Here is a 20,077-nt window from a genome sequence, read left to right as displayed (position 1 = left end):
CTGTCTGCTCGCGCGCCAGCGAGGATGCTACTCGGACAACCAGCGCGCCACCTCCTTGGCGTAATAGGTCAGGATGCCATCGGCCCCGGCGCGCTTCATCGACACCATGGCCTCGAGCACCACGGCCTTTTCGTTGAGCCAGCCGTTCAGGCTCGCCGCCTTGAGCATGGCGTATTCGCCGCTGACGTGATAGACGCAGGTCGGGACCCCGAACTGGTCCTTGATGCGGCGCACGATGTCCAGATAGGGGAGACCGGGCTTGACCATCACCATGTCGGCACCTTCGGCCAGATCGAGCGCCACCTCGTGGATGGCCTCGTTGGCATTGGCCGGATCCATCTGATAGGTGTATTTGTTCCCTGAGCCCAGGTTGGCGGCCGAACCCACCGCGTCGCGGAAGGGGCCATAGTAGCTAGAGGCATACTTGGCCGAGTAGGCCAGGATGCGGGTGTGGATGTGGCCGGCGGACTCCAGTGCCGCGCGGATCGCACCGATGCGACCATCCATCATGTCCGAGGGCGCGACGATATCGGCCCCGGCCTCGGCGTGCGAGACGGCCTGACGCACCAGGACCTCGACCGTCTCGTCGTTCATCACATAGCCCGAGTCATCGATCAGACCGTCCTGACCGTGGGTGGTGAAGGGATCGAGCGCGACATCGGTCATCACACCCAGCTCGGGCACCGCGTCCTTGAGCGCGCGCACCGCCCGTTGCGCCAGACCATCCGGATTGAAGGCCTCGCGCGCGTCGAGCGACTTGGCCTCCATCGGCGTGACCGGAAAGAGCGCCATCACCGGGATGCCGAGTCGATGGGCCTCACGCGCGGCCTCGACCAGGAGATCGATACTCAGACGCTCCACACCCGGCATCGAGGGCACGGGTTCACACTGGCCCTGGCCTTCGAGCACGAACACCGGCCAGATCAGGTCATTGGGGGTCAGGGTGGTCTCGCGCATCAGCCGACGCGAGAAGTCGTCGCGGCGCATGCGGCGCATGCGGGTGCTGGGATAGGCGGAACGGGGTGTATCGAGATCGGCCATGGTATCTAAGGAGCCTCGGGTCCGGTGCGTCCGGGACCATCCCGGGCGCTGCACAGTCTGACTAAAATAGCTCAGCCGTCCGTTCGGCTCCAGTCTTGGCGTTGCGTGCCCAGTGTGACCCGGTTAAACCACGGCCATTTGAGACCCAGGGTGCCCGATCCATACCCCGTCGATTTTGAGGAAACGCTGATTCAATCCCCTCTCCCCCGCCCGCGGGGGCATGGGTATCTACACAAATCCGGCTCTGTTCGGGGGATTTCTCGCGGGGAAGATGAGGTACAAATAAGCGGTATGCGACGAATTTTGGTGACAGCGGTGAGTATGTGTTGGCGGTGGCGGACTGGTCGAGAGTGAACGATGGAGGGCACGCCTCGAAACGGGATCGCCTGCAAATGACCCATGCCACGGATGTGGGCGACGAACTGCAAAGCAGCCTCCTGGTCAGTGCCGAGGATGGCGCGCCCTTGGGGGTGCCGGTGCAGGATCTGGTGACGGCCCAGGGCGTGTGGAGCGCGTGTGCCGACACGATCAGCCCCGATGATCGCCACCCAGGCCTGTATCCTGGTGTGGCGCCTCTCTGCGCAGCAGACCGAGGAGGCACAAGCCGCCCGGCAGTTTCTCGTGCGCTTGTCCGGCAGGCAGATGAAGGCATCTCGCCTTGTTACCCCCTCCGCCTTGTTGGCTGGCGCTTTCATACTGTTCGCCATCCTCGATTCCCTTGATCACTCTTCCATCCCAGAACTCCGTGCCTTCGCCAACTCGATTCTTCTTGCTAACGGAGGGGATGGATGAAATTGTGTAGATACCTATGCCCAGAGGGGGAGGGGGAATAAATCAGCGCTTCTTTGATTTTGGGACCCATCGCCCGCGTCCTTGCGGTTACCACCCACCGCTCAGCCGGTTAGGCGGCGGCCATCATCGCCTGCACGTCCGCTTCTACCTCACCGATCGGCCGGATGTCGAAGTTCTCGATCAGCACCCTGGCCACGTTCGGCGATAGGAAGGCCGGCAGGGTCGGGCCGAGCCGGATGTGCTTGACACCCAGATGCAAGAGCGCCAGCAGGACGATGATCGCCTTCTGTTCGTACCAGGCGATGTCATAGGAGATCGGCAGCTCGTTGATGTCGTCCAGACCGAAGGCTTCCTTGAGCTTCAAGGCGATATAGGCCAGCGAATAGGAGTCGTTGCACTGCCCGGCATCGAGCAGACGCGGGATGCCATTGATCTCACCCAGATCAAGCTTGTTGTAGCGATATTTGGCGCAACCGGCGGTGAGGATCACGGCCTCCTTGGGCAGCGCCTTGGCGACATCGGTGTAATAGGAACGCTGCTTGTGACGCCCATCGCACCCCCCCATGACCACGAAGCGCTTGATGGCGCCCGACTTGACGGCCTCGATCACCTGGTCGGCCAGGGCCATCACCTGGGCATGGGCGAAGCCGCCGAGGATCTCACCCCGCTCCAGCTCGGTCGGGGGCGCACAGGTCTTGGCACGTTCGATCAGTGGCGAGAAGTCCTTGACCCCGCCCGCGGGGCGGTCGGCGATATGCATCACGCCCGGCCAGCCGGCTGGGCCCGTGGTGAAGAGGCGGTCGCGGTAGTCGTCCTTGACCGGGGTGAGACAGTTGGTGGTCATCAGGATCGGGCCGTTGAAGGCAGTGAAGTCCTTATCCTGTTCCCACCAGGCACCCCCATAGTTGCCGACGAAGTGCGGATATCTCTTGAACGCTGGATAGGAGTGTGCCGGCAGCATCTCGCTGTGGGTGTAGACATCGATGCCTGTACCCTGGGTCTGTTCCAGCAGTTCGGCAATGTCCTTGAGGTCGTGCCCTGAGACGAGGATGCCAGGATTGTGGCGAACACCGAGATTGACCCTGGTGATCTCGGGGTGACCATAGCGCGTCGTATTGGCCTCGTCGAGCAGGGCCATGGTGGTGACGCCAAACTCGCCGCATCTGAGCACCCAGCCGATCAGGGTCTGGATGTCGGATTCGGTCAGGCTGGCGGCCAGAGCCGAGATCATGAAGTCATAGATCTCAGGCCTCTCGAAGCCGAGTACGGCGGCATGATCGGCATAGGCGGCCATGCCCTTGAGACCATAGACCAGGAGTTCATGCAGCGAGCGCACGTCTTCGTTGGCCTGCGACAGCACACCGACGACCAGTCCCTTGTTCTCGTAGTGATCGGGCCCGCCCGTCCAGTTGACGGCATCCAGATCGCTGGAATGGCCGATGGCCGCCTTGAGCGCGTCGCGGCGGGCGATGACGGCCTGGATGCGTGCCTCCAGGCGCGCATCGTCGAAGTTGGCATTGGTGATGGTCATGAACAGCGACTCGGCGATGAAACGCCCCAGGCCCGGATCGGGTCGGCCCTGTCGCGCCGCCTCTTGGGCGACGACCGCCAGTCCCTTGAGCAGATAGACCAATAGATCCTGTAAATGGGCCGTCTTGGAATGCTTGCCGCAGACCCCCTTGGTGGTACAACCCAATCCCTTGGAGGCCTCTTCGCACTGGAAACAGAACATACTCATGGCAGACTCGCTCTCATTCAGGCGAACGGGATCGTTCGACGGCGTGAGCATCCCATCGCGCGCCAGCGGGCGACTTGATCTAAGTCAAGGGCGATGGACCTCAAGCGCAGTGGCCGCCTTAACCATTCAGGGTCTTGCCACCCATCCGCTCGAACAATCTTCGGCGGCTTGCCCATCCGAGGCGGGCAGGCCGGAGTGGACATCAGGACGGCAAAGCGCCAGCGACTCACAGCAACCCACGCTCGGCAAAGGAGGTCCCGTCTCCATCACCAATGATGATGTGATCCAATACCCGCACATCGATCAACGCCAGCGCCTCTTTGAGGCGCCGGGTGATGCTCAGATCGGCCTGACTGGGTTCGGCCACGCCGGAGGGGTGATTGTGGGCGAAGATGACGGCGGCCGCATTGGTCTCGATCACCCGGCGCACCACCTCTCTCGGATGGACGCTCGCCCCGTCGATAGTGCCGCGAAACAGCTCCTCGTAGAGGATGACCCGATGGCGGTTGTCGAGAAAAAGACAGGCGAAGATCTCGTGCGGCGCGCCATAGAGCCGCAGTTTGAGATAGTCGCGTGTGACCTCCGGACTGGTCAGCACGTCCTGGCCGCTGAGGCGTGTGAGCAGATAGCGGCGGCTGAGTTCGAGCGCGGCCTGGAGTTGGGCATACTTGGCCAAGCCCAGTCCCTTGCCGTCGCAGAAGCGGCGTCGATCGGCCGCAAGCAGTCCGGTCAGGCCGCCGAAGTCGGCAAGCAGCGCGCGCGCCAGATCGACCGCGCTCTTGCCGGGGATCCCGGTGCGCAGAAAGATGGCGAGTAGCTCGGCATCCGAGAGCGCACCGGCGCCTCGCTCCAGCAGTTTTTCGCGCGGTCGCTCGCCTTCTGGCCAGTCCTTGATCGACATGTGTTCCCGCTGTGCCCCCTATGAGATGGCGTCGGCCCTCGGTGCCAGACCGACGGATCGGTTACACTAAAGCCGGCATGGTCGATCAACTTACGCGATAAGCTCATGGATTTGAATCCGGGTTCACGGGTGCTGCTGGGCGTCGGCGCCGGCATCGCGGCTTACAAGGCGGTCGATCTGGTGCGCCGGCTCAAGGAACGCGGAGCCGATGTGCGGGTGGTCATGACCGAGGCGGCGACGGCCTTGGTCGCACCGCTGACCTTTCAGGCCGTGTCCGGTCATCCGGTGCGCACCAAGCTGCTCGATCCCGCCGCCGAGGCCGGCATGGGGCACATCGAACTGGCGCGCTGGGCCGATTGTCTGCTGATTGCGCCGGCCACCGCGGACCTCATGGCGCGACTGGTAGCGGGTCTGGCGAATGATCTGCTGACGACGGTGGCCCTGGCCTGTGAGGCGCCGCTCGTCATCGCGCCGGCGATGAACCAGGCCATGTGGCGCCATCCGGCCACGCAAGCGAACCTCGAGACGTTGCGCGCGCGTGGCGTGCGTGTCCTGGGGCCGGACGTGGGCGATCAGGCGTGCGGGGATCAGGGGCCAGGGCGGATGCTGGAGCCGCTGGAGATCGCCGAGGCGCTGTTCCCGCCAGTGGCGCGCCCACTAGCCGGCGTGCGCGTGTTGCTGACTGCCGGGCCGACGCGCGAGCCGCTCGATCCGGTGCGTTTTCTGGGCAATCGGAGTTCGGGGCGGATGGGATTCGCCCTGGCCGAGGCACTGGAGGCGCTGGGCGCTCGGGTCACGCTCATCGCTGGTCCCACCGCGCTGGCTGCACCGCGCGTGACCGAGCAGGTTGAGGTCGAGACGGCCTTGGAGATGTATGAGGCCGTCATGGTACGCGCCGCCGACTGCCACATCTTCGTGGCGACCGCGGCGGTCGCCGATTACCGGCCCGAAACCCCGGCTGCCACCAAGATCAAGAAGGATGCCGAGTCGCTGACGCTGCACCTGGTCCGCAACCCCGACATCCTCGCTGCGGTCGCCGCCCTATCCCAACCGCCCTTCACCGTCGGCTTTGCCGCCGAGACCGACCACGTCGAGGCGTACGCGCGCGACAAGCTCCTGCGGAAGGGACTGGACATGATCGCGGCCAATCGGGTCGGCGGTGACCAGGGTGGGTTCGAGCGCCCCGAGAATGCCCTGACCGTGCTCTGGCGCGACGGTCGGCGCGAGTTCCCGCTGATGGACAAGACCCGGCTCGCGCGCGCGCTGGCCCAGCTGATCGCCGAACGCTACCAGGGACGCCATGCGGCATCGTCTTAAAGTCAAGTTACTTGACCCGCGCCTGGGCCGCGAGGTTCCGCTCCCTAACTATGCAACCGAGGGCTCTGCCGGACTCGACCTACGCGCCATGTTGGACGCACCGCTGGATCTCGCCCCCGGCCACTGCGAGCTGATCCCAACCGGGCTGGCGGTGCATATCGCCGCGCCGGGCGTCGCCGGGATGATCCTGCCCCGCTCCGGACTCGGGCACCGTCATGGCATCGTGCTCGGCAATCTGGTGGGCCTGATCGACTCGGACTATCAGGGACCGCTCATGGTCTCGTGCTGGAACCGCAGCAATCAGCCCTTCAGGATCGAGATCGGGGAACGCATCGCCCAGCTCGTCCTAGTGCCGATCCTGCACGCCGATCTGGAGATCGTCGGGTCGTTCGAGACCTCAGCGCGCGGGGAGGGTGGATTCGGTCATACAGGTACGCACTGAGGCCATAGCAGGGAGCCATCTGAACCGCCCAGGCACACGTGGGCGAGCATCACGTCCGTTATGCCGATACACTTTACCTTTTCATCCAGGCCAGGCGCGCAGCTCGCCCCTGCCTCCCAGCATGGGGCTTGATCCTGAACACCCTGTCAATCCTTTCCAATCGCGAGTCCCGCCGTCATGTCACTGCCAACCGAACGTGCCCAGACCATCGCCCACGTCCTGATCGAGGCCCTGCCCTACATCAAGCGCTTCCAGGGCAAGACCATGGTGATCAAATACGGCGGCAACGCCATGGTCGATGCGGCGCTGAAGGAGGGCTTCGCCCGCGACATGGTGCTGATGAAGCTCGTCGGCATCAACCCGGTGATCGTGCACGGCGGTGGGCCGCAGATCGGTTCGTTGCTGAACCGGCTCGGCAAGACGAGCGAGTTCGTGCAGGGGATGCGCGTGACCGACGCCGAGACCATGGACGTGGTCGAGATGGTCCTCGGCGGCCTGGTCAACAAGGAGATCGTCAATTTCATCAACAGGCACGGCGGCGCGGCCGTGGGCCTGACCGGCAAGGACGGCGATCTGATCCGCGCGCGCAAGCTGCTCATCACGCGCGATGCCCCCGAACTCCAGGCCCCCGAGATCATCGACTTAGGCCATGTCGGCGAGGTCGAGAGCATCGATCCGGCCATCATCCATATGCTGACCAAGGGCAACTTCATCCCGGTCATTGCCCCGATCGGGGTGGGCGCCGATGGTCATTCCTACAACATCAATGCCGACCTGGTCGCCGGCAAGATAGCCGAGGTGCTGCGGGCCGAGAAGCTCTTGCTCCTGACCAACACCGCCGGTCTGCTCGATGCCCAGGGTCAGCTCATCCCCGAGCTCGATGTCGGGCGCGTCCAGGCGCTGATCGATGAGGGCGTGATCCAGGGGGGCATGCTGCCCAAGATCCGCTGTGCCATCGAGGCCGTGCAATCGGGCGTGAAGTCGGCGCACATCATCGACGGTCGGGTGGAGCACGCCGTCATGCTCGATCTCTTCACGGATACTGGCGTCGGTACCCTGATTCGAGGGCGCTGACACGGCCCCACCGCACAATGGCAGGGTTGTAGGGGCGGGTTCAGGACCCACCCTTCCCTGGGCGCAGATGCTCGATGTATTTGGGGACATCGAGCATCCTCAGTCGGGCGGCGTTCCCGGTGACGACGAGCCTCGACTCGGTCCCTTCGAACCTCAGCGCACACCGGATATGACCACGACTCTCGAATGGAATCGGGATCATGTCGCGGTAGGTGTAGACGTTCTCGTCGAGATCGCCGCCGGCGCAGACCAAGGGACCTTGCGGCGGGCGTTCGGCGACCTCGGCCCCCTCGATCACCAGGCTGCCGGCCTGCCACCAGCGCGTGCGTTCGACCGAGCCCGTCATCGTCTTGATCAGATAGGCGCGTGAAAAGCGGATCTCGACGCGATCGCCGTCATGGTCGATCGACTCGATCTCGGAGCCCTTGAGTTCGATACTGGTGCTGTCCAACGCGGTCCTCCTTATCTCTGACAACCAGGGTAGCGCTCTTACCCACCTGGCTCACTGACAACGTCTGGGGCCTCTTCCGCGTCCAGACCCAGCTCCCTGAGCTTGCGCGTCAGGGTGTTGCGTCCCCACCCCAGGAGCCGGGCGGCGTCCTGACGCCGACCGCCCGTGTGTTCGAGCGCGACCTGGATCAGGATGCGCTCGAAGGCGGGCAAGGCCGTGTCGAGTAACCCCTCGCGTCCATCCTTGAGCCGCTGCCGCGCCCAGTGGCGTAGGCCCTGTTCCCAGGGCTGATCGCGGACCCCCTCACCCGGATCGGACTGGAGCTCGGTCGGCAGGTCTTCGGCATGGATATGCTTGCCGGAGGCCATGACGGTCAGCCAGCGGGCGGTGTTTTCCAATTGTCGCACATTGCCCGGCCAGTCGAGCTGCTGGAGCCGGTCGACCGCGTCCGGCAGGAGTACCTTGGGCTCGCCGCCCAGCTCGCGCGCGGCCTGCACCAGAAAGTGACGCATCAGTAACGGGATGTCCTCACGCCGGTCGCGCAGGGCCGGGAGCTGGAGGCGGATGACGTTGAGCCGGTGGAACAGGTCCTCGCGAAAGCGCCCCTCGCGCACCAAGTGTTCGAGGTTCTGATGCGTCGCCGCGATGATGCGCACATCGACCTTGATCGGCGCCATGCCACCGACCCGATAGAACTCGCCTGTGGCCAGCACCCGCAGCAGCCGGGTCTGCAACTCGGCGGGCATGTCGCCGATCTCGTCGAGGAACAGGGTGCCGCCATCGGCCTGCTCAAACCGACCCTCGCGTCGTGCCTGGGCGCCGGTGAAGGAGCCGCGCTCGTGACCGAACAGCTCAGATTCCAGCAGATCGCGTGGGATGGCCGCCATGTTGAGCGCGATGAAGGGTCGCTCGCTCCTGGGGCTGTGACGATGCAGTGCCTGGGCGACCAGCTCCTTGCCAGTGCCCGATTCGCCCGTGATGAGCACCGTGATATTGGAACGCGCCAGGCGCCCGATGGCGCGAAAGACGTCCTGCATTGCCGGCGCCGCGCCGATGATGTCCGGTCCGCGCGTGACACTGACCTCCTCGACGCGCTCTTCCCGTCCACGCCGGCAGGCCCGGCTGACCTGGGCGACGGCCTCGTCGAGATCGAACGGCTTGGGCAGATATTCGAACGCCCCGCCCTGGAAGGCCGAGACCGCGCTGTCGAGATCCGAGTGCGCAGTCATGATGATCACGGGTAGCCCCGGATAGCGGCCCTTTACCTGACGCAGCAGTTCTAGCCCATCGATCCCCGGCATCCGGATGTCGGTGAGGATCACATCGGGCTGCTCGCGCTGGAGCGATTCGAGGATACCAACCCCATCGGAGAAGCAGGTCACCTGCATCCCGGCCTTGCGCAGGGCACGGTCGAGCACCCAGCGAATCGAGCGGTCGTCGTCGATGACCCAGACATGCGGCACCCTAGTCACAGCTCGGCTCCAAGGGTAGGTAGACATGAAAGACGGTATCGCCCGGGCGGCTCTCACACGCGATCAGGCCGCCATGCTGATGGATGAGCTCCTGGGCGATCGAGAGCCCAAGCCCGGTCCCGTCCGGGCGGCCTGAGACCATGGGATAGAAGATGCGGCTGCAGATCTCGTCGGGGATGCCCGGTCCATTGTCCCGGACCTGCACCTGGAGCACCAATTTGTGACGGCGGCTGCCGATGGTAAATTGGCGCAATACCCGCGTCTTGAATTGCAGACAGCCGTGCGGACCGGCGGCGGTGGCCGCGTTGCGCGCCAGGTTGAGCAGCGCCTGGATCAAACGATCACGATCGGCGTTGAGATCCGGGAGACTCGGGTCATAGTCGCGCTGGACCAATGGGCCTTGGGGCGACTCGGCCAGGATGAGTGTTCGCACATGTTCCAGCACGTCATGGATGTTCACCAGCGCGCGGCGCGGCGGCAGGTGATGCGGACCAATCATGCGGTCCATCAGCGCCTGGAGGCGGTCGGCCTCGTCGATGATGATGCGGGTGTATTCGCGCAAGGCGGCCTCCGGCAGTTCGCGTTCCAGGAGCTGGGCGGCGCCGCGCAGCCCACCGAGCGGGTTCTTGATCTCATGGGCCAGACCGCGCAGCAAGGCCCGAGTCGCCTGATGTTGTGACAGCAGCTGTTCCTCGCGCGTAATCCGAAGCTGACGGTCGACCTGATAGAGCTCGACCAGCAACTCCTGTTCTGCCTCCACAGGGTGTAAGGGTAGGACGGTGTAGTTCACCGTTTTGGTGCGTCCGTCGCCGATCAAGAGGTTGATCTCGCGCTCGGTGAAGGGATGACCGGAGGCTAACGCCTTGCTCAGACGCTCCTCGATGTCTGCGTCCGGACAGGGCAGCAGACGCGCGGCCGGCTCCCCCAGCAGATGACGCGCACTGACCTCAAACAGAACCTCGGCGGACGGATTGAGATAGGTAAGACGCAATTCGGCGTCGAACAGCATCACGGACGTGCTAAGATGATCGAGGATCCGGCGCTCGAGCGTCGGCTTGGTCGCATGAGTCGTCATCCATTGGATCCCGAATCGTGATTGGCCGCACCGACCACTTCTGGCGGAGCGACCGTTGTTGACGAGACAAGCAAATACGGCACCAGTCTTGGATCCAGGCGCACATGACCGTCATGAACACGGAACCCACTGATCAGGGGAGTTGACCAGGCGCCCTGGGTTCGCTGACTCGGAAGGTGGTGGGGGCGGACTGGGCGACGCTCCGATCGTCGGCCCCGCGGATCTGGAGCTGAAGCCTGTGTGTCCCGGCACCGAGCCCCGTCAGCCTGAACTGGGTCTGGGTCGCCTCGACCGGTAGAGCCTGGTCATCGACCAACAGCAACAGACGGTGGCCCTCGATCAGGGCTGGATCGAGTCGCAGGCTCAGCGGTATACCGGATTCAGACAGGGTCGTCTGCTCGCCTGGGGCGAGGATTTCAAGCGCGGTATAGGGTCCGAGATAGGGCTCGTCGGGCGAGCTTGGACCCAATTGGGCGGGCTTGGCCTCAGTGACACTGCCAGATTCCACATTGAGTCGATCGGCGTTCGATACCCGACGATCGGAATAATAGACTTTACCCTCGGTATCGAGCCAACGGTAGACCGCGGCGCTGGAAGGCGCGCAAAACAATAGCAAGACTAGGATCGGCGCGGCGTTGAGCATGGTCCGTAAAGATTAGCCCAAGCGTGCCGATCCGAACAGCCCCCCTTATTTGGAGAGATTTAGAGGCTGTAGTACATATCGAACTCGACCGGATGGGTCGTCATCCGAACGCGCGTGACCTCCTTCATCTTGAGATCGATATAGGCGTCGATCAGGTCATCGCTGAACACACCGCCCGCGGTCAGGAAGTCGCGATCCCGGTCGAGGGCCTCCAGCGCCATGTCGAGCGAGTGACAGACGGTCGGGATCGACTTGGCCTCCTCGGGCGGCAGGTCATAGAGATCCTTGTCCAGGGCATCGCCCGGATGGATCTTGTTCTGGATGCCGTCGAGACCGGCCATCATCATGGCCGAGAAGGCCAGATAGGGGTTGCCGGTCGCATCCGGGAAGCGCACCTCGATACGCCGTGCCTTGGGGCTGGAGACGTGCGGAATGCGGATCGAGGCCGAGCGGTTGCGCGCCGAGTAGGCGAGCATGACCGGCGCCTCGAAGCCAGGCACCAGACGCTTGTAAGAATTGGTCGAGGCATTGGTGATGGCGTTGAGCGCGCGCGCATGCTTGATGATGCCGCCGATGTAATAGAGCGCCAGATCGGACAGGCCGCCGTACTTGTCGCCGGCAAACAGGTTCTGGCCGTCCTTGGAGAGCGACTGATGGACGTGCATGCCGTTCCCGTTGTCGCCGACCAGCGGCTTGGGCATGAAGGTCGCGGTCTTGCCATAGGCCTGGGCGACGTTCTGCACCACGTATTTGAGGATCTGGGTCCAGTCGGCGCGCTTGACCAGGGGGGCGAACTTGGTGCCGATCTCGCACTGACCGGCGGTAGCGACCTCGTGGTGGTGGACCTCGACCGGTACGCCCATCTCTTCCAGCGTCAGACACATGGCCGCGCGGATATCGTTCAAGGAATCGACCGGGGGTACCGGGAAATAGCCGCCCTTCACGCTCGGGCGATGGCCCATGTTGCCGTCGGGGAAGACCCGCTCCGAGTTCCAGCCGGCCTCTTCGGAATCGACCTTGTAGAAGGCGCCACTCATGTCGGCACCCCAGCGGACATCGTCGAGGATGAAGAACTCAGGCTCTGGACCGAAGAAGGCCGCATCGGCGATGCCGGTCGATTTGAGATAGGCCTCGGCGCGCTTGGCCAGCGAGCGGGGATCGCGCTCGTAGCCCTGCATGGTATCGGGCTCGAGCACATCGCAGCGGAGGATCAGGGTCGCCTCGTCGGCGAAGGGGTCCATGACCGCGGTCTCGGCCTCGGGCATCAGGACCATGTCGGAGGACTCGATGCCCTTCCAGCCGGCGATCGAGGAACCATCGAACATCTTGCCGTCCTTGAGCAAATCCTCATCGACAATGTGGGCCGGCACGGAGACGTGCTGCTCCTTGCCACGAGTATCGGTGAAGCGAAAATCGACAAATTTCACTTCGTTTTCTTTGATCATCTTGATGACATCGGTCATTCGAATTGTCTCCGCTACTTAGGATATCCACGAACAGTCTGGCCAGCCAAAGCGATACGATCCTGACCTGGCGCGGGAGCCTAGCAGGTTGCGGCGCGCGTCGCACGAATTCGGTCGTTCTGAGTGAAGATGGACGGTGGAATCGATCCTCCGACCAGACGGGCCTACCCTGGCCTCGCCGCCATTATGCAAGGAACAAACCAAAAAAGTCAGTTGACCTCGGGTGCTGGTTAGATGCCCCGGGTCGCGTCATGAAGCGCTTAGGGTTCAAGGGAAAGGCTACAAGACACCCTCTGCCTCTCGAAAAGGGCCGGGTGAGTGGAATAAGCGCTTGATTTCACTCGCCCGCTCAGCCTAACCCCTTCACCCGCCCGCGAGGAGGAGGGGATCGAATCCGAGTTCCTTGGCGTTCGAGAGCGGTTTGATGGGACGCATTTGGCCGCAGCCAGGGTTGGGCTCAACCCGGTGGCCGCGCGAACCAAATGCACCCAAATAGACGGATTCAGGCATTTTTGCACCAAAAGAGTGCGGACCAGGGCCCCAACCCAGGCCTTGACATCCTCCCCGGCCAGAAGGCCGGAGATTTCTACGGCGCTCAGGCGCGGCATTGAGCCGCTCCTGAGTCGCTTCGGCGGGTTCCTGCTGCTGGCGGCCCTACTGCACCGCTCACTTCACAGGCGAACCGGGCGTGTCCCGCCCTTAGTACATTGATTGCGCCGACCACATCGGCGTTTTCTTCGAACCCGCATTCCACGCACTCGAACCGGGCTTGCGTCTGGCGGTTGTCCGCCGATACATGGCCGCAGCACGGGCAGGTGCGGCTCGTGTTCTGCGGCGGCACGACGATGAGATAGCCACCGTTCCACGCCAGCTTGTAGTCCAACTGGCGGCGGAACTCGAACCAGCCTTGGTCGAGGATGGCCTTGTTCAGGCCGGACTTGGCCCGAACGTTTCTTCCCGGCGCATCTGCTGTGCCTGCCGCCGACTTGGACATGTTCCGCACCTGCAAATCCTCGATACACACCATCGCGTGGTTTTTACTGATCGCGGTTGAGGTCTTGTGCAGGAAATCGCGGCGGGCGTTGCTGATGCGGGAGTGAATCTTCTGGACGCGGGCTTTCGCCTTCTTCCAGTTGTTGCTGAACTTCACCTTGCGGCTCATGGCCTGCTGCGCTTTACGCAGGGAAACCTCATACCGCTTGAAACTATTGAGGGGTGCGTAGAACGTGCCATCGCTGAGCGTGGCGAACCGGGCAATACCCATATCGATGCCGACCGCGCCGCCGTGCGGGATGGGCTGCTCGACCTCGCGCTCGGTCTGAATGGAAACGAACCACTTACCACAGGACTGGCTCACGGTGACATTTTTCACCGTGCCCAGCACCTCCCGGCTATTGCGATAGCGCAGCCAGCCCAGCTTGGGCAGAAAGATACGGCCATTGCCCTGATCGAGCTTGATCTGTTTCGGATCGGGGTAGCGGAAGCTGTCGCGCCGGCCTTTCTTCTTGAAGCGAGGAAAGTCGGCCCGCCTGGCGAAGAAGTTGCTGTAGGCCCGCTCCAAATCCTTGAGCGCCTGTTGCAGCGGGTGAATCGGTGCATCGGCCAGCCAAGCCGTCTCTGCGCTATTTCGCCACTCGGTGAGCAGCTTGCACAAACCCGCATAGCCGAACTTCTTCTCGCCACGCTCGTAGCGCTCCTTCTGCAACGCCAAGGCCTTGTTGAACACGAACCGGCTCGCGCCCGCGAATCGGCGCATCTGCCGCGCCTGTTGGCCGTTGGGCATCAATTCATACTTGAAGGCTTGAAGTCGTTGCATAGGCAATATTAGGGTCGCCATCTTACTTCGCCTCATCCTGCGGCGGTGCGCCGATCGCCATCGTGCGCCAGTACATCGAACAGCAGCAGACACCACACTGAAACCGAAAGGCAAGGACGGCTCCGCCGTCCGCGCTCTTTCCCCGCCCTGAACGGCGGGGCTTGTCGCGCACCGGGTCATCCGAAATATACGCGGACCCTGCCAAACGCCGGGTCTTCTTTGAGCGCTGCCGTCAATTCAGCGCCCAGTCGCTCGGGGTCAGCCCCAGCACGCCGACAGGCTAGGAGCGGAAAGAAGACCTCGACCTCGATGCGTCCGCCGAGATAATGCAACAGGACACGCTCGCGCTCATTGGCGGCCGGGATCCCTGACCAACATGAGGCAAGTCGTGCCAGGGCCTCGGCGCGCAGTGGGAGGGGTGTGACATCCCGATTGTCTGCATCGTCCTCGGGATCGATATGGACGGTCACATCGACTATGTCCGAGATCTCGCGCTTGAGGCGCTGCTCGACCAGGACGCTGATCATGTGCCCCTCGGAGACGCTGATATCCGGATCGACCAGTACATGGACGTCCGCCGAGACCTGGCCACCGAGCCGGCGCGTTCGCAACATGTGGATATCGCGCACGCCGCCGACCGAGCAGATGGTCTGCGCCACGGTCTCGATGCGCTCGGATTCCAGACCCGTGTCCACCAGCTCGTGGACCGCGCCCCAGCCCAACCCCCAGGCAATGTGGGCGATCATCAGCGCAACGATGATGGCGGCGATGGCATCCAGATAGGTCAAACCGGCCATGGTCCCGATGATGCCGATCAGGACCACGATCGATGAGATGGCGTCACTGCGATGATGCCAGGCATTGGCGCGCAACAGATCCGAGTTGACCCGCCTCGCATGGCCGAGCGTCCACCAGTAGAGCCACTCCTTGAGGCCGATCGAGAGCAGGGTGGCACCGAGCGCCAGGGCGCCGGGTTGTAACAGAGACTCCGGCTTGAACAGTCTTTGGATTGCATCCCAGCCGATGCCGACGGCGACCAGCAACAGCAAAATCCCCAGGGCCAAGGTCGCGACGGTCTCATAACGGGCATGGCCGTAGGGGTGATCCTGGTCTGGCTGCTGACTGGCATGATGCCCGGCGACATAGACCAATAGGTCCGAGAGCAGGTCCGAGAGCGAATGGATGCCATCGGCCACCAGGGCCTGTGAGTGGCCCAGGATCCCGACAAGGATCTTGACCGCCGACAGGATGAGATTGAGAACGGCGCCGACGATCGAGGTGCGCGAGATCGCTTGACGGCGTTCGAGCATGGCAGCTGAGGGGATGTTCATGAGACTAGACATCCTGATCGATGACGGTTGGCTTCGGAGGCGCAAGTATATGCCCCCGGTGTCCAATGTCCCTACAGGCGCCCTCGGCGGACGGACGCGACCGCGCGTGCCGATCGCGTCGGGCATATCGGCCAGCGACCGCCTATACTGTGCGACTTTGTAGAACTGGTCTCACAGGAGTCTATCTTTGAGTCGCGAATCCGAGGATCTCTCGACCTTCCAGGGTCTCATCTTTGCGCTCGAGCGCTACTGGTCCGATCTCGGGTGTGTCGTCGTCCAGCCCTTTGACATGGAGGTGGGCGCGGGCACCTTCCATCCGGCCACCTTTCTGCGATCGATCGGACCCGAGCCCTGGCGCAGTGCCTATGTCCAGCCCTCGCGCCGTCCGACCGACGGACGCTATGGCGAGAACCCTAACCGGCTCCAGCACTACTATCAGTTCCAGGTGGTGCTCAAGCCCTCACCGCTCGACATCCAGGAGCTGTACCTGAACTCACTGCGCCGTCTAGGAATCGACCCCCTGGTGCATGACATCCGTTTCGTCGAGGACAACTGGGAATCGCCCACGCTCGGGGCCTGGGGTCTGGGCTGGGAGGTCTGGCTCAATGGGATGGAGGTCACCCAGTTTACGTATTTTCAGCAGGTCGGCGGACTCGACTGCCGGCCTGTGACCGGCGAGATCACCTACGGGCTGGAGCGCATCGCCATGTATCTCCAGGAGGTCGAGAGCGTCTATGACCTGGTCTGGAGCTGCTCACCGGGCGGTGTGGTCACCTATGGCGATATCTATCATCAAAACGAGGTCGAGCAGTCGGCCTACAACTTCGAGCTGGCCGATACCGCCACACTCTTTGCGCAGTTCGACACCCATGAGCGCCTGAGCGCGGAGCTGATTGCGCGCGCTCTGCCGCTTCCGGCCTATGAGCAGGTGCTCAAGGCCTCGCACACCTTTAACCTGCTCGACGCACGCGGGGCGATCTCGGTCACCGAGCGTCAGCGCTTCATCCTGCGGGTGCGCACCTTGGCGCGCGCGGTTGCCCAGGCCTATTACGACAAACGGGAGGCGCTCGGCTTCCCCATGCTGCACGCTTGAGTGGGAGAGGATCTTTGGAGATGTCGACGACTGATCTGCTCATCGAGATCGGGACCGAGGAGCTCCCGCCGCTCGCCCTGCCCATCCTGTCGCACGCCTTCACCGAGGGCCTGCGCGACCAGCTCAAGACCAACGGGATCGGCTTCGAATCGATCGAACCCTTTGCCACGCCGCGCCGTCTGGCCCTGTTGATCCGGGGCATCCAGACCCGCCAGCCCGATCAGGAGAGCGTACGCCGAGGTCCGGCGGTCCAGGCCGCCTTCGACGCCGAGGGCCGTCCGACCCCGGCGCTGCTCGGCTTTGCGCGTTCCTGTGGGGTTGAGGTCGAGGGGCTCGGGCGCGAGGAGACCGATAAGGGAGGCTGGATGGTCCATCGCCGCCTCATCCCTGGTCGCGAGACAGCCGAGCTGGTGCCTGAGATGACCGAGGCCGCGCTCGCTGGTCTTCCGATCCCCAAGCGGATGCGCTGGAGCGATCGCAGCGAGGAGTTCGTGCGCCCAGTGCACTGGGTCTGTCTGCTGCTCGGCAGCGAACCCGTCGCTGGCACCGTCATGGGTCTGCCTGCCGAGACCCGTACCCGCGGCCACCGCTTCCATCACCCTGCCCCCATCGCCATCGGCCGGGCGTGCGACTATGCCATGACCCTGCGCGAACAGGGCCGGGTCGAGCCGTCCTTCGAGCGTCGGCGCGAGCGTATCCGCGCGCAGGTCACGAGTCTGGCCGCCGCCAACGGACTGCGGGCGCGGATCGACCCGGCGCTGCTCGATGAGGTCACGGCCCTGGTCGAGTGGCCCCAGGCCCTGCTGTGCCGGTTCGATGCGCGCTTCCTGGAGATCCCGCCCGAGGTGCTGATCGAGACCATGCAGAGCCATCAGAAATATTTCCCGGTCGAGGATGAGCAGGGGAGGCTTCAGGCGCACTTCATCGTCGTGGCCAATATCGAAAGCCGCAACCCGGATCAGGTCCGCGCCGGCAACGAGCGCGTCATCCGCCCACGCTTCTCGGATGCCGCCTTCTTCTGGTCGCAGGATCTCAAGCAGCCGCTAGCGTCCTTCGCACCCCGATTGGAGACCGTGGTGTTCCAGGACAGGCTCGGTACCCAGGCGGCCAAGTGCGCGCGGGTCGCTCGCTTGGGCCGAGATCTGGCCCCGAGACTTGGTGTCGATCCGGCGCTGGTCGAGCGCGCCGCCGCGCTGTCCAAATGCGACCTGATGACGGCGATGGTATTCGAGTTCCCCAGGCTCCAGGGCATCATGGGGCGTTACTATGCCGAGCGCTCGGGCGAGGACCCCTGTGTCAGCGCGGCGATCGAGGAGCAATACCGCCCGCGCTTCGCCGGCGACACCCTGCCGACCAGTCCCTGCGGCCGGGCACTGGCGCTCGCCGACCGTCTCGACACCCTGGTCGGCATCTTCGGTATCGGGCTGCGTCCGAGCGGTACCAAGGACCCCTATGCCCTGCGCCGGGCCGCGATCGCCGTGTTGCGGATCCTGATCGAGACCCCCTTGGACCTGGATCTGCGCGACCTGCTCGAACGCGCTGCCGCCGGCTTCCCGGATGGACTCCTGGCCGGGGACACGGTCGAGGCGGTCCTGAGCTACACGCTGGAGCGCCTGCGCGGCTATTACAGCGAGCGCGTAGTGGCGGTCGATACGGTCGAGTCTGTCATCCACACGGGCGTGACCAACCCCTGGGACCTAGACCGGCGTATCGCAGCCGTGACTCAGTTTCGCCGTCTGCCCGCCGCCGAGGCCCTAGCGACTGCCAACAAGCGCATCCGCAACATCTTGCTCAAGGCCGATCCGTCGGATCTGGCCGAGGCCGGCCCTAACCCGGCGTTGCTGGTCGAGGTCCCCGAACAACGGCTGGCCGAACGGATCGCCGAGCTGGAAACCCGGGTCGAGCCGCTGGCCGAGGCGCGCGATTATGTCGCCATCCTTGAGACACTGGCCGAACTGCGCGAGGAGGTGGACGCCTTTTTCGACGCGGTCATGGTGATGGCCGAAGACCCGGCCATACGGCGCAACCGGCTCCAATTGCTGCGATCGTTGTCGGCCTTGTTCCTGCGCGTGGCCGACATCGCGCGGCTCCAGTGAAGTTCAGGGTTCAGTCTTAACATGACGGCTCAACTCCTCATCCTCGATCGCGACGGCGTCATCAACCAGGACTCCGACGATTACATCAAGTCGCCGGATGAGTGGGTACCGATTCCCGGTAGTCTGGAGGCCATTGCCCGTCTGTCACATGCGGGCTTTCGGATCGCGGTCGCTACCAATCAATCCGGATTGGCGCGCGGACTGTTCGGACTTGAAACGCTCAATGCCATCCATCGGCGATTGCGCGATCGCGTTGAGTCCGAGGGCGGGCGCATCGAGATGATCGCCTTCTGTCCGCATGGGCCAAATGACGGCTGCAACTGTCGCAAGCCGCGTCCGGGTCTGCTTCTGGAGATCGCTGCGCGCTTTGATGTCGACCTGAGTGCGGTACCCTTCATCGGTGATTCGCTCGGCGACATCCAGGCCGCGCGCGCCGCCGGTGCCCGGCCCTGGCTGGTACGTACCGGTAAGGGTGAGCACACCCTGGAATGCCTGCATGAACAGGGCCAGGACGCGGCACTGTGCGACATCCTGATCTATCCCGACCTCAACGCCGCCGCCAGCGCGCTCATTGAAAATCCGGACCTGCTATGATCTTGCTGCGTTCGCTGCTGTTTCAATCGATCCTGATCGGATCGAGTCTGATCTATTCGGTGCTGATCCTGGTGTTGGGTGGATGCACACCGGACACGACTGGCGCGCGTTTCGCCCGCTCCTGGGCCAGATTCAATCTCAGGGTGTTGAAGCGACTCTGCGGCCTGGACCATCGTGTGCGCGGTCTGGAGCATCTGCCCACGGAAAACGCCATCGTGCTCTGCAAACACCAGTCCGCCTGGGAGATCCTCGCGCTTCGAGCCTTGCTGCCGCTGGAACAATCCTGGGTACTCAAGCAGGAGCTGATCCGCATCCCCATCTTCGGCCAGGCACTCAAGCGGCTGAGTCACATCGCGATCGATCGAGCCGCTGGGCGCCGTGAGATCACACGCCTCATCCGCGAGGGGAGCGCGCTGCTGGAGCATGGATACTGGGTGATCATCTTCCCCGAGGGCACGCGGGTCGCCCCCGGAACCCAGGGCAGTTACAACATCGGCGGCGCCCTGCTCGCCGAGCGCACGGGGCGACCCGTGGTCCCGATCGCGCATAATGCTGGCCTCTTCTGGGGACGCCGGAGTCTGATCAAGCGCCCCGGAACCATCGAGCTGGTGATCGGACCGACCATCCAGACCCAGGGTCGCAAGGCCACCGAGATCAATGCCGAGGTCGAGCACTGGATCGAGCAGACCATCACGGGACTCTAGTGCCGAGCTCGCTGAGACAGTTTCCGACCTTGGG

At 63.8% G+C, this 20,077-nt stretch carries 18 protein-coding genes and 1 pseudogene; 9 read left to right on the top strand and 10 right to left on the bottom strand.

Going from position 1 to position 20,077, the window contains the following annotated elements; all coding sequences use genetic code 11:
• Positions 1-27: 27 nt before the first annotated feature.
• Positions 28-1,041, bottom strand: a complete 1,014-nt coding sequence (gene hemB / locus E6P07_RS10110) for a porphobilinogen synthase (RefSeq protein WP_153975494.1) — start codon at positions 1,039-1,041, stop codon at positions 28-30.
• 537 nt (positions 1,042-1,578) lie between these two features.
• Between hemB and E6P07_RS10105 the strand changes: the two genes are divergently transcribed.
• Positions 1,579-1,833: a hypothetical protein gene (locus E6P07_RS10105; RefSeq protein ID WP_153975493.1), complete on the top strand. Its 255-nt coding sequence runs from the start codon at positions 1,579-1,581 to the stop codon at positions 1,831-1,833.
• Between the two features lie 109 nt (positions 1,834-1,942).
• On the opposite strand, the gene hcp is transcribed toward E6P07_RS10105, so the two are convergent.
• Together hcp and radC are read right to left on the bottom strand one after the other, a co-directional pair.
• Positions 1,943-3,571, bottom strand: a complete 1,629-nt coding sequence (gene hcp / locus E6P07_RS10100) for a hydroxylamine reductase (protein ID WP_153975492.1) — start codon at positions 3,569-3,571, stop codon at positions 1,943-1,945.
• Positions 3,572-3,797: 226 nt separating this feature from the next.
• Positions 3,798-4,472, bottom strand: a complete 675-nt coding sequence (radC, locus tag E6P07_RS10095; RefSeq protein ID WP_153975491.1) for a RadC family protein — start codon at positions 4,470-4,472, stop codon at positions 3,798-3,800.
• 105 nt (positions 4,473-4,577) lie between these two features.
• On the opposite strand from radC, the gene coaBC reads away from it, so the two are divergent.
• From coaBC to argB, 3 genes are all read left to right on the top strand, one after another.
• Positions 4,578-5,789 (top strand): bifunctional phosphopantothenoylcysteine decarboxylase/phosphopantothenate--cysteine ligase CoaBC, encoded by a 1,212-nt coding sequence (coaBC, locus tag E6P07_RS10090; protein WP_153975490.1) that lies wholly within the window; start codon positions 4,578-4,580, stop codon positions 5,787-5,789.
• On the top strand, positions 5,773-6,231 hold the full coding sequence (dut, locus tag E6P07_RS10085; RefSeq protein ID WP_153975489.1) for a dUTP diphosphatase: 459 nt from the start codon (positions 5,773-5,775) through the stop codon (positions 6,229-6,231). Before coaBC ends, dut begins: the two co-directional genes overlap by 17 nt.
• 177 nt (positions 6,232-6,408) lie before the next feature.
• Entirely contained in the window at positions 6,409-7,305 is an 897-nt protein-coding gene (gene argB / locus E6P07_RS10080) for an acetylglutamate kinase (RefSeq protein ID WP_153975488.1), read from the top strand.
• A 40-nt stretch (positions 7,306-7,345) separates the two neighbouring features.
• On the opposite strand, the gene E6P07_RS10075 is transcribed toward argB, so the two are convergent.
• The 6 genes from E6P07_RS10075 to E6P07_RS10050 all read right to left on the bottom strand — a co-directional run bounded on the left by E6P07_RS10075 (position 7,346) and on the right by E6P07_RS10050 (position 14,225).
• A complete protein-coding gene (locus E6P07_RS10075) occupies positions 7,346-7,756 on the bottom strand; it encodes a hypothetical protein (protein WP_153975487.1) in 411 nt (136 codons plus the stop codon).
• Positions 7,757-7,794: 38 nt separating this feature from the next.
• Entirely contained in the window at positions 7,795-9,228 is a 1,434-nt protein-coding gene (gene ntrC, locus E6P07_RS10070; protein ID WP_153975486.1) for a nitrogen regulation protein NR(I), read from the bottom strand.
• On the bottom strand, positions 9,221-10,303 hold the full coding sequence (gene glnL, locus E6P07_RS10065; protein WP_153975485.1) for a nitrogen regulation protein NR(II): 1,083 nt from the start codon (positions 10,301-10,303) through the stop codon (positions 9,221-9,223). Before glnL ends, ntrC begins: the two co-directional genes overlap by 8 nt.
• A 133-nt stretch (positions 10,304-10,436) precedes the next feature.
• Positions 10,437-10,946, bottom strand: coding sequence for a DUF4124 domain-containing protein (locus E6P07_RS10060; RefSeq protein ID WP_153975484.1), 510 nt, complete (start codon positions 10,944-10,946; stop codon positions 10,437-10,439).
• Between the two features lie 59 nt (positions 10,947-11,005).
• Positions 11,006-12,409: a glutamate--ammonia ligase gene (gene glnA, locus E6P07_RS10055; protein ID WP_153975483.1), complete on the bottom strand. Its 1,404-nt coding sequence runs from the start codon at positions 12,407-12,409 to the stop codon at positions 11,006-11,008.
• Positions 12,410-13,004: 595 nt separating this feature from the next.
• A complete protein-coding gene (locus E6P07_RS10050) occupies positions 13,005-14,225 on the bottom strand; it encodes an RNA-guided endonuclease InsQ/TnpB family protein (RefSeq protein WP_153975482.1) in 1,221 nt (406 codons plus the stop codon).
• A gap of 5 nt (positions 14,226-14,230) precedes the next feature.
• Between E6P07_RS10050 and E6P07_RS10045 the strand changes: the two are divergent.
• Positions 14,231-14,326 (top strand): annotated as a pseudogene (locus E6P07_RS10045) (IS200/IS605 family transposase); the annotation flags it as partial.
• Between the two features lie 75 nt (positions 14,327-14,401).
• Here E6P07_RS10045 and E6P07_RS10040 read toward each other — a convergent pair.
• Positions 14,402-15,556 carry a cation diffusion facilitator family transporter gene (locus E6P07_RS10040; RefSeq protein ID WP_153975481.1) on the bottom strand — a complete coding sequence of 385 codons (1,155 nt, stop codon included), beginning with the start codon at positions 15,554-15,556 and terminating at the stop codon, positions 14,402-14,404.
• A gap of 187 nt (positions 15,557-15,743) precedes the next feature.
• Between E6P07_RS10040 and glyQ the strand changes: the two genes are divergently transcribed.
• From glyQ to E6P07_RS10020, 4 genes are read left to right on the top strand one after another with little or no spacing between them, the layout of a single operon-like run.
• Positions 15,744-16,649 carry a glycine--tRNA ligase subunit alpha gene (glyQ, locus tag E6P07_RS10035; RefSeq protein WP_153975480.1) on the top strand — a complete coding sequence of 302 codons (906 nt, stop codon included), beginning with the start codon at positions 15,744-15,746 and terminating at the stop codon, positions 16,647-16,649.
• A gap of 20 nt (positions 16,650-16,669) precedes the next feature.
• A complete protein-coding gene (gene glyS / locus E6P07_RS10030) occupies positions 16,670-18,745 on the top strand; it encodes a glycine--tRNA ligase subunit beta (protein ID WP_153975479.1) in 2,076 nt (691 codons plus the stop codon).
• Positions 18,746-18,766: 21 nt separating this feature from the next.
• Positions 18,767-19,339, top strand: a complete 573-nt coding sequence (gmhB, locus tag E6P07_RS10025; protein ID WP_153975478.1) for a D-glycero-beta-D-manno-heptose 1,7-bisphosphate 7-phosphatase — start codon at positions 18,767-18,769, stop codon at positions 19,337-19,339.
• Positions 19,336-20,043, top strand: a complete 708-nt coding sequence (locus E6P07_RS10020) for a lysophospholipid acyltransferase family protein (protein ID WP_153975477.1) — start codon at positions 19,336-19,338, stop codon at positions 20,041-20,043. Before gmhB ends, E6P07_RS10020 begins: the two co-directional genes overlap by 4 nt.
• The last annotated feature ends 34 nt before the right edge of the window (positions 20,044-20,077 follow it).

This window comes from Thermochromatium tepidum ATCC 43061 (genome assembly GCF_009664085.1).
GTDB lineage: Bacteria > Pseudomonadota > Gammaproteobacteria > Chromatiales > Chromatiaceae > Thermochromatium > Thermochromatium tepidum.
Note: the sequence above shows the minus strand (reverse complement) of the source record. Positions and strands in the feature narration are given on the sequence as shown.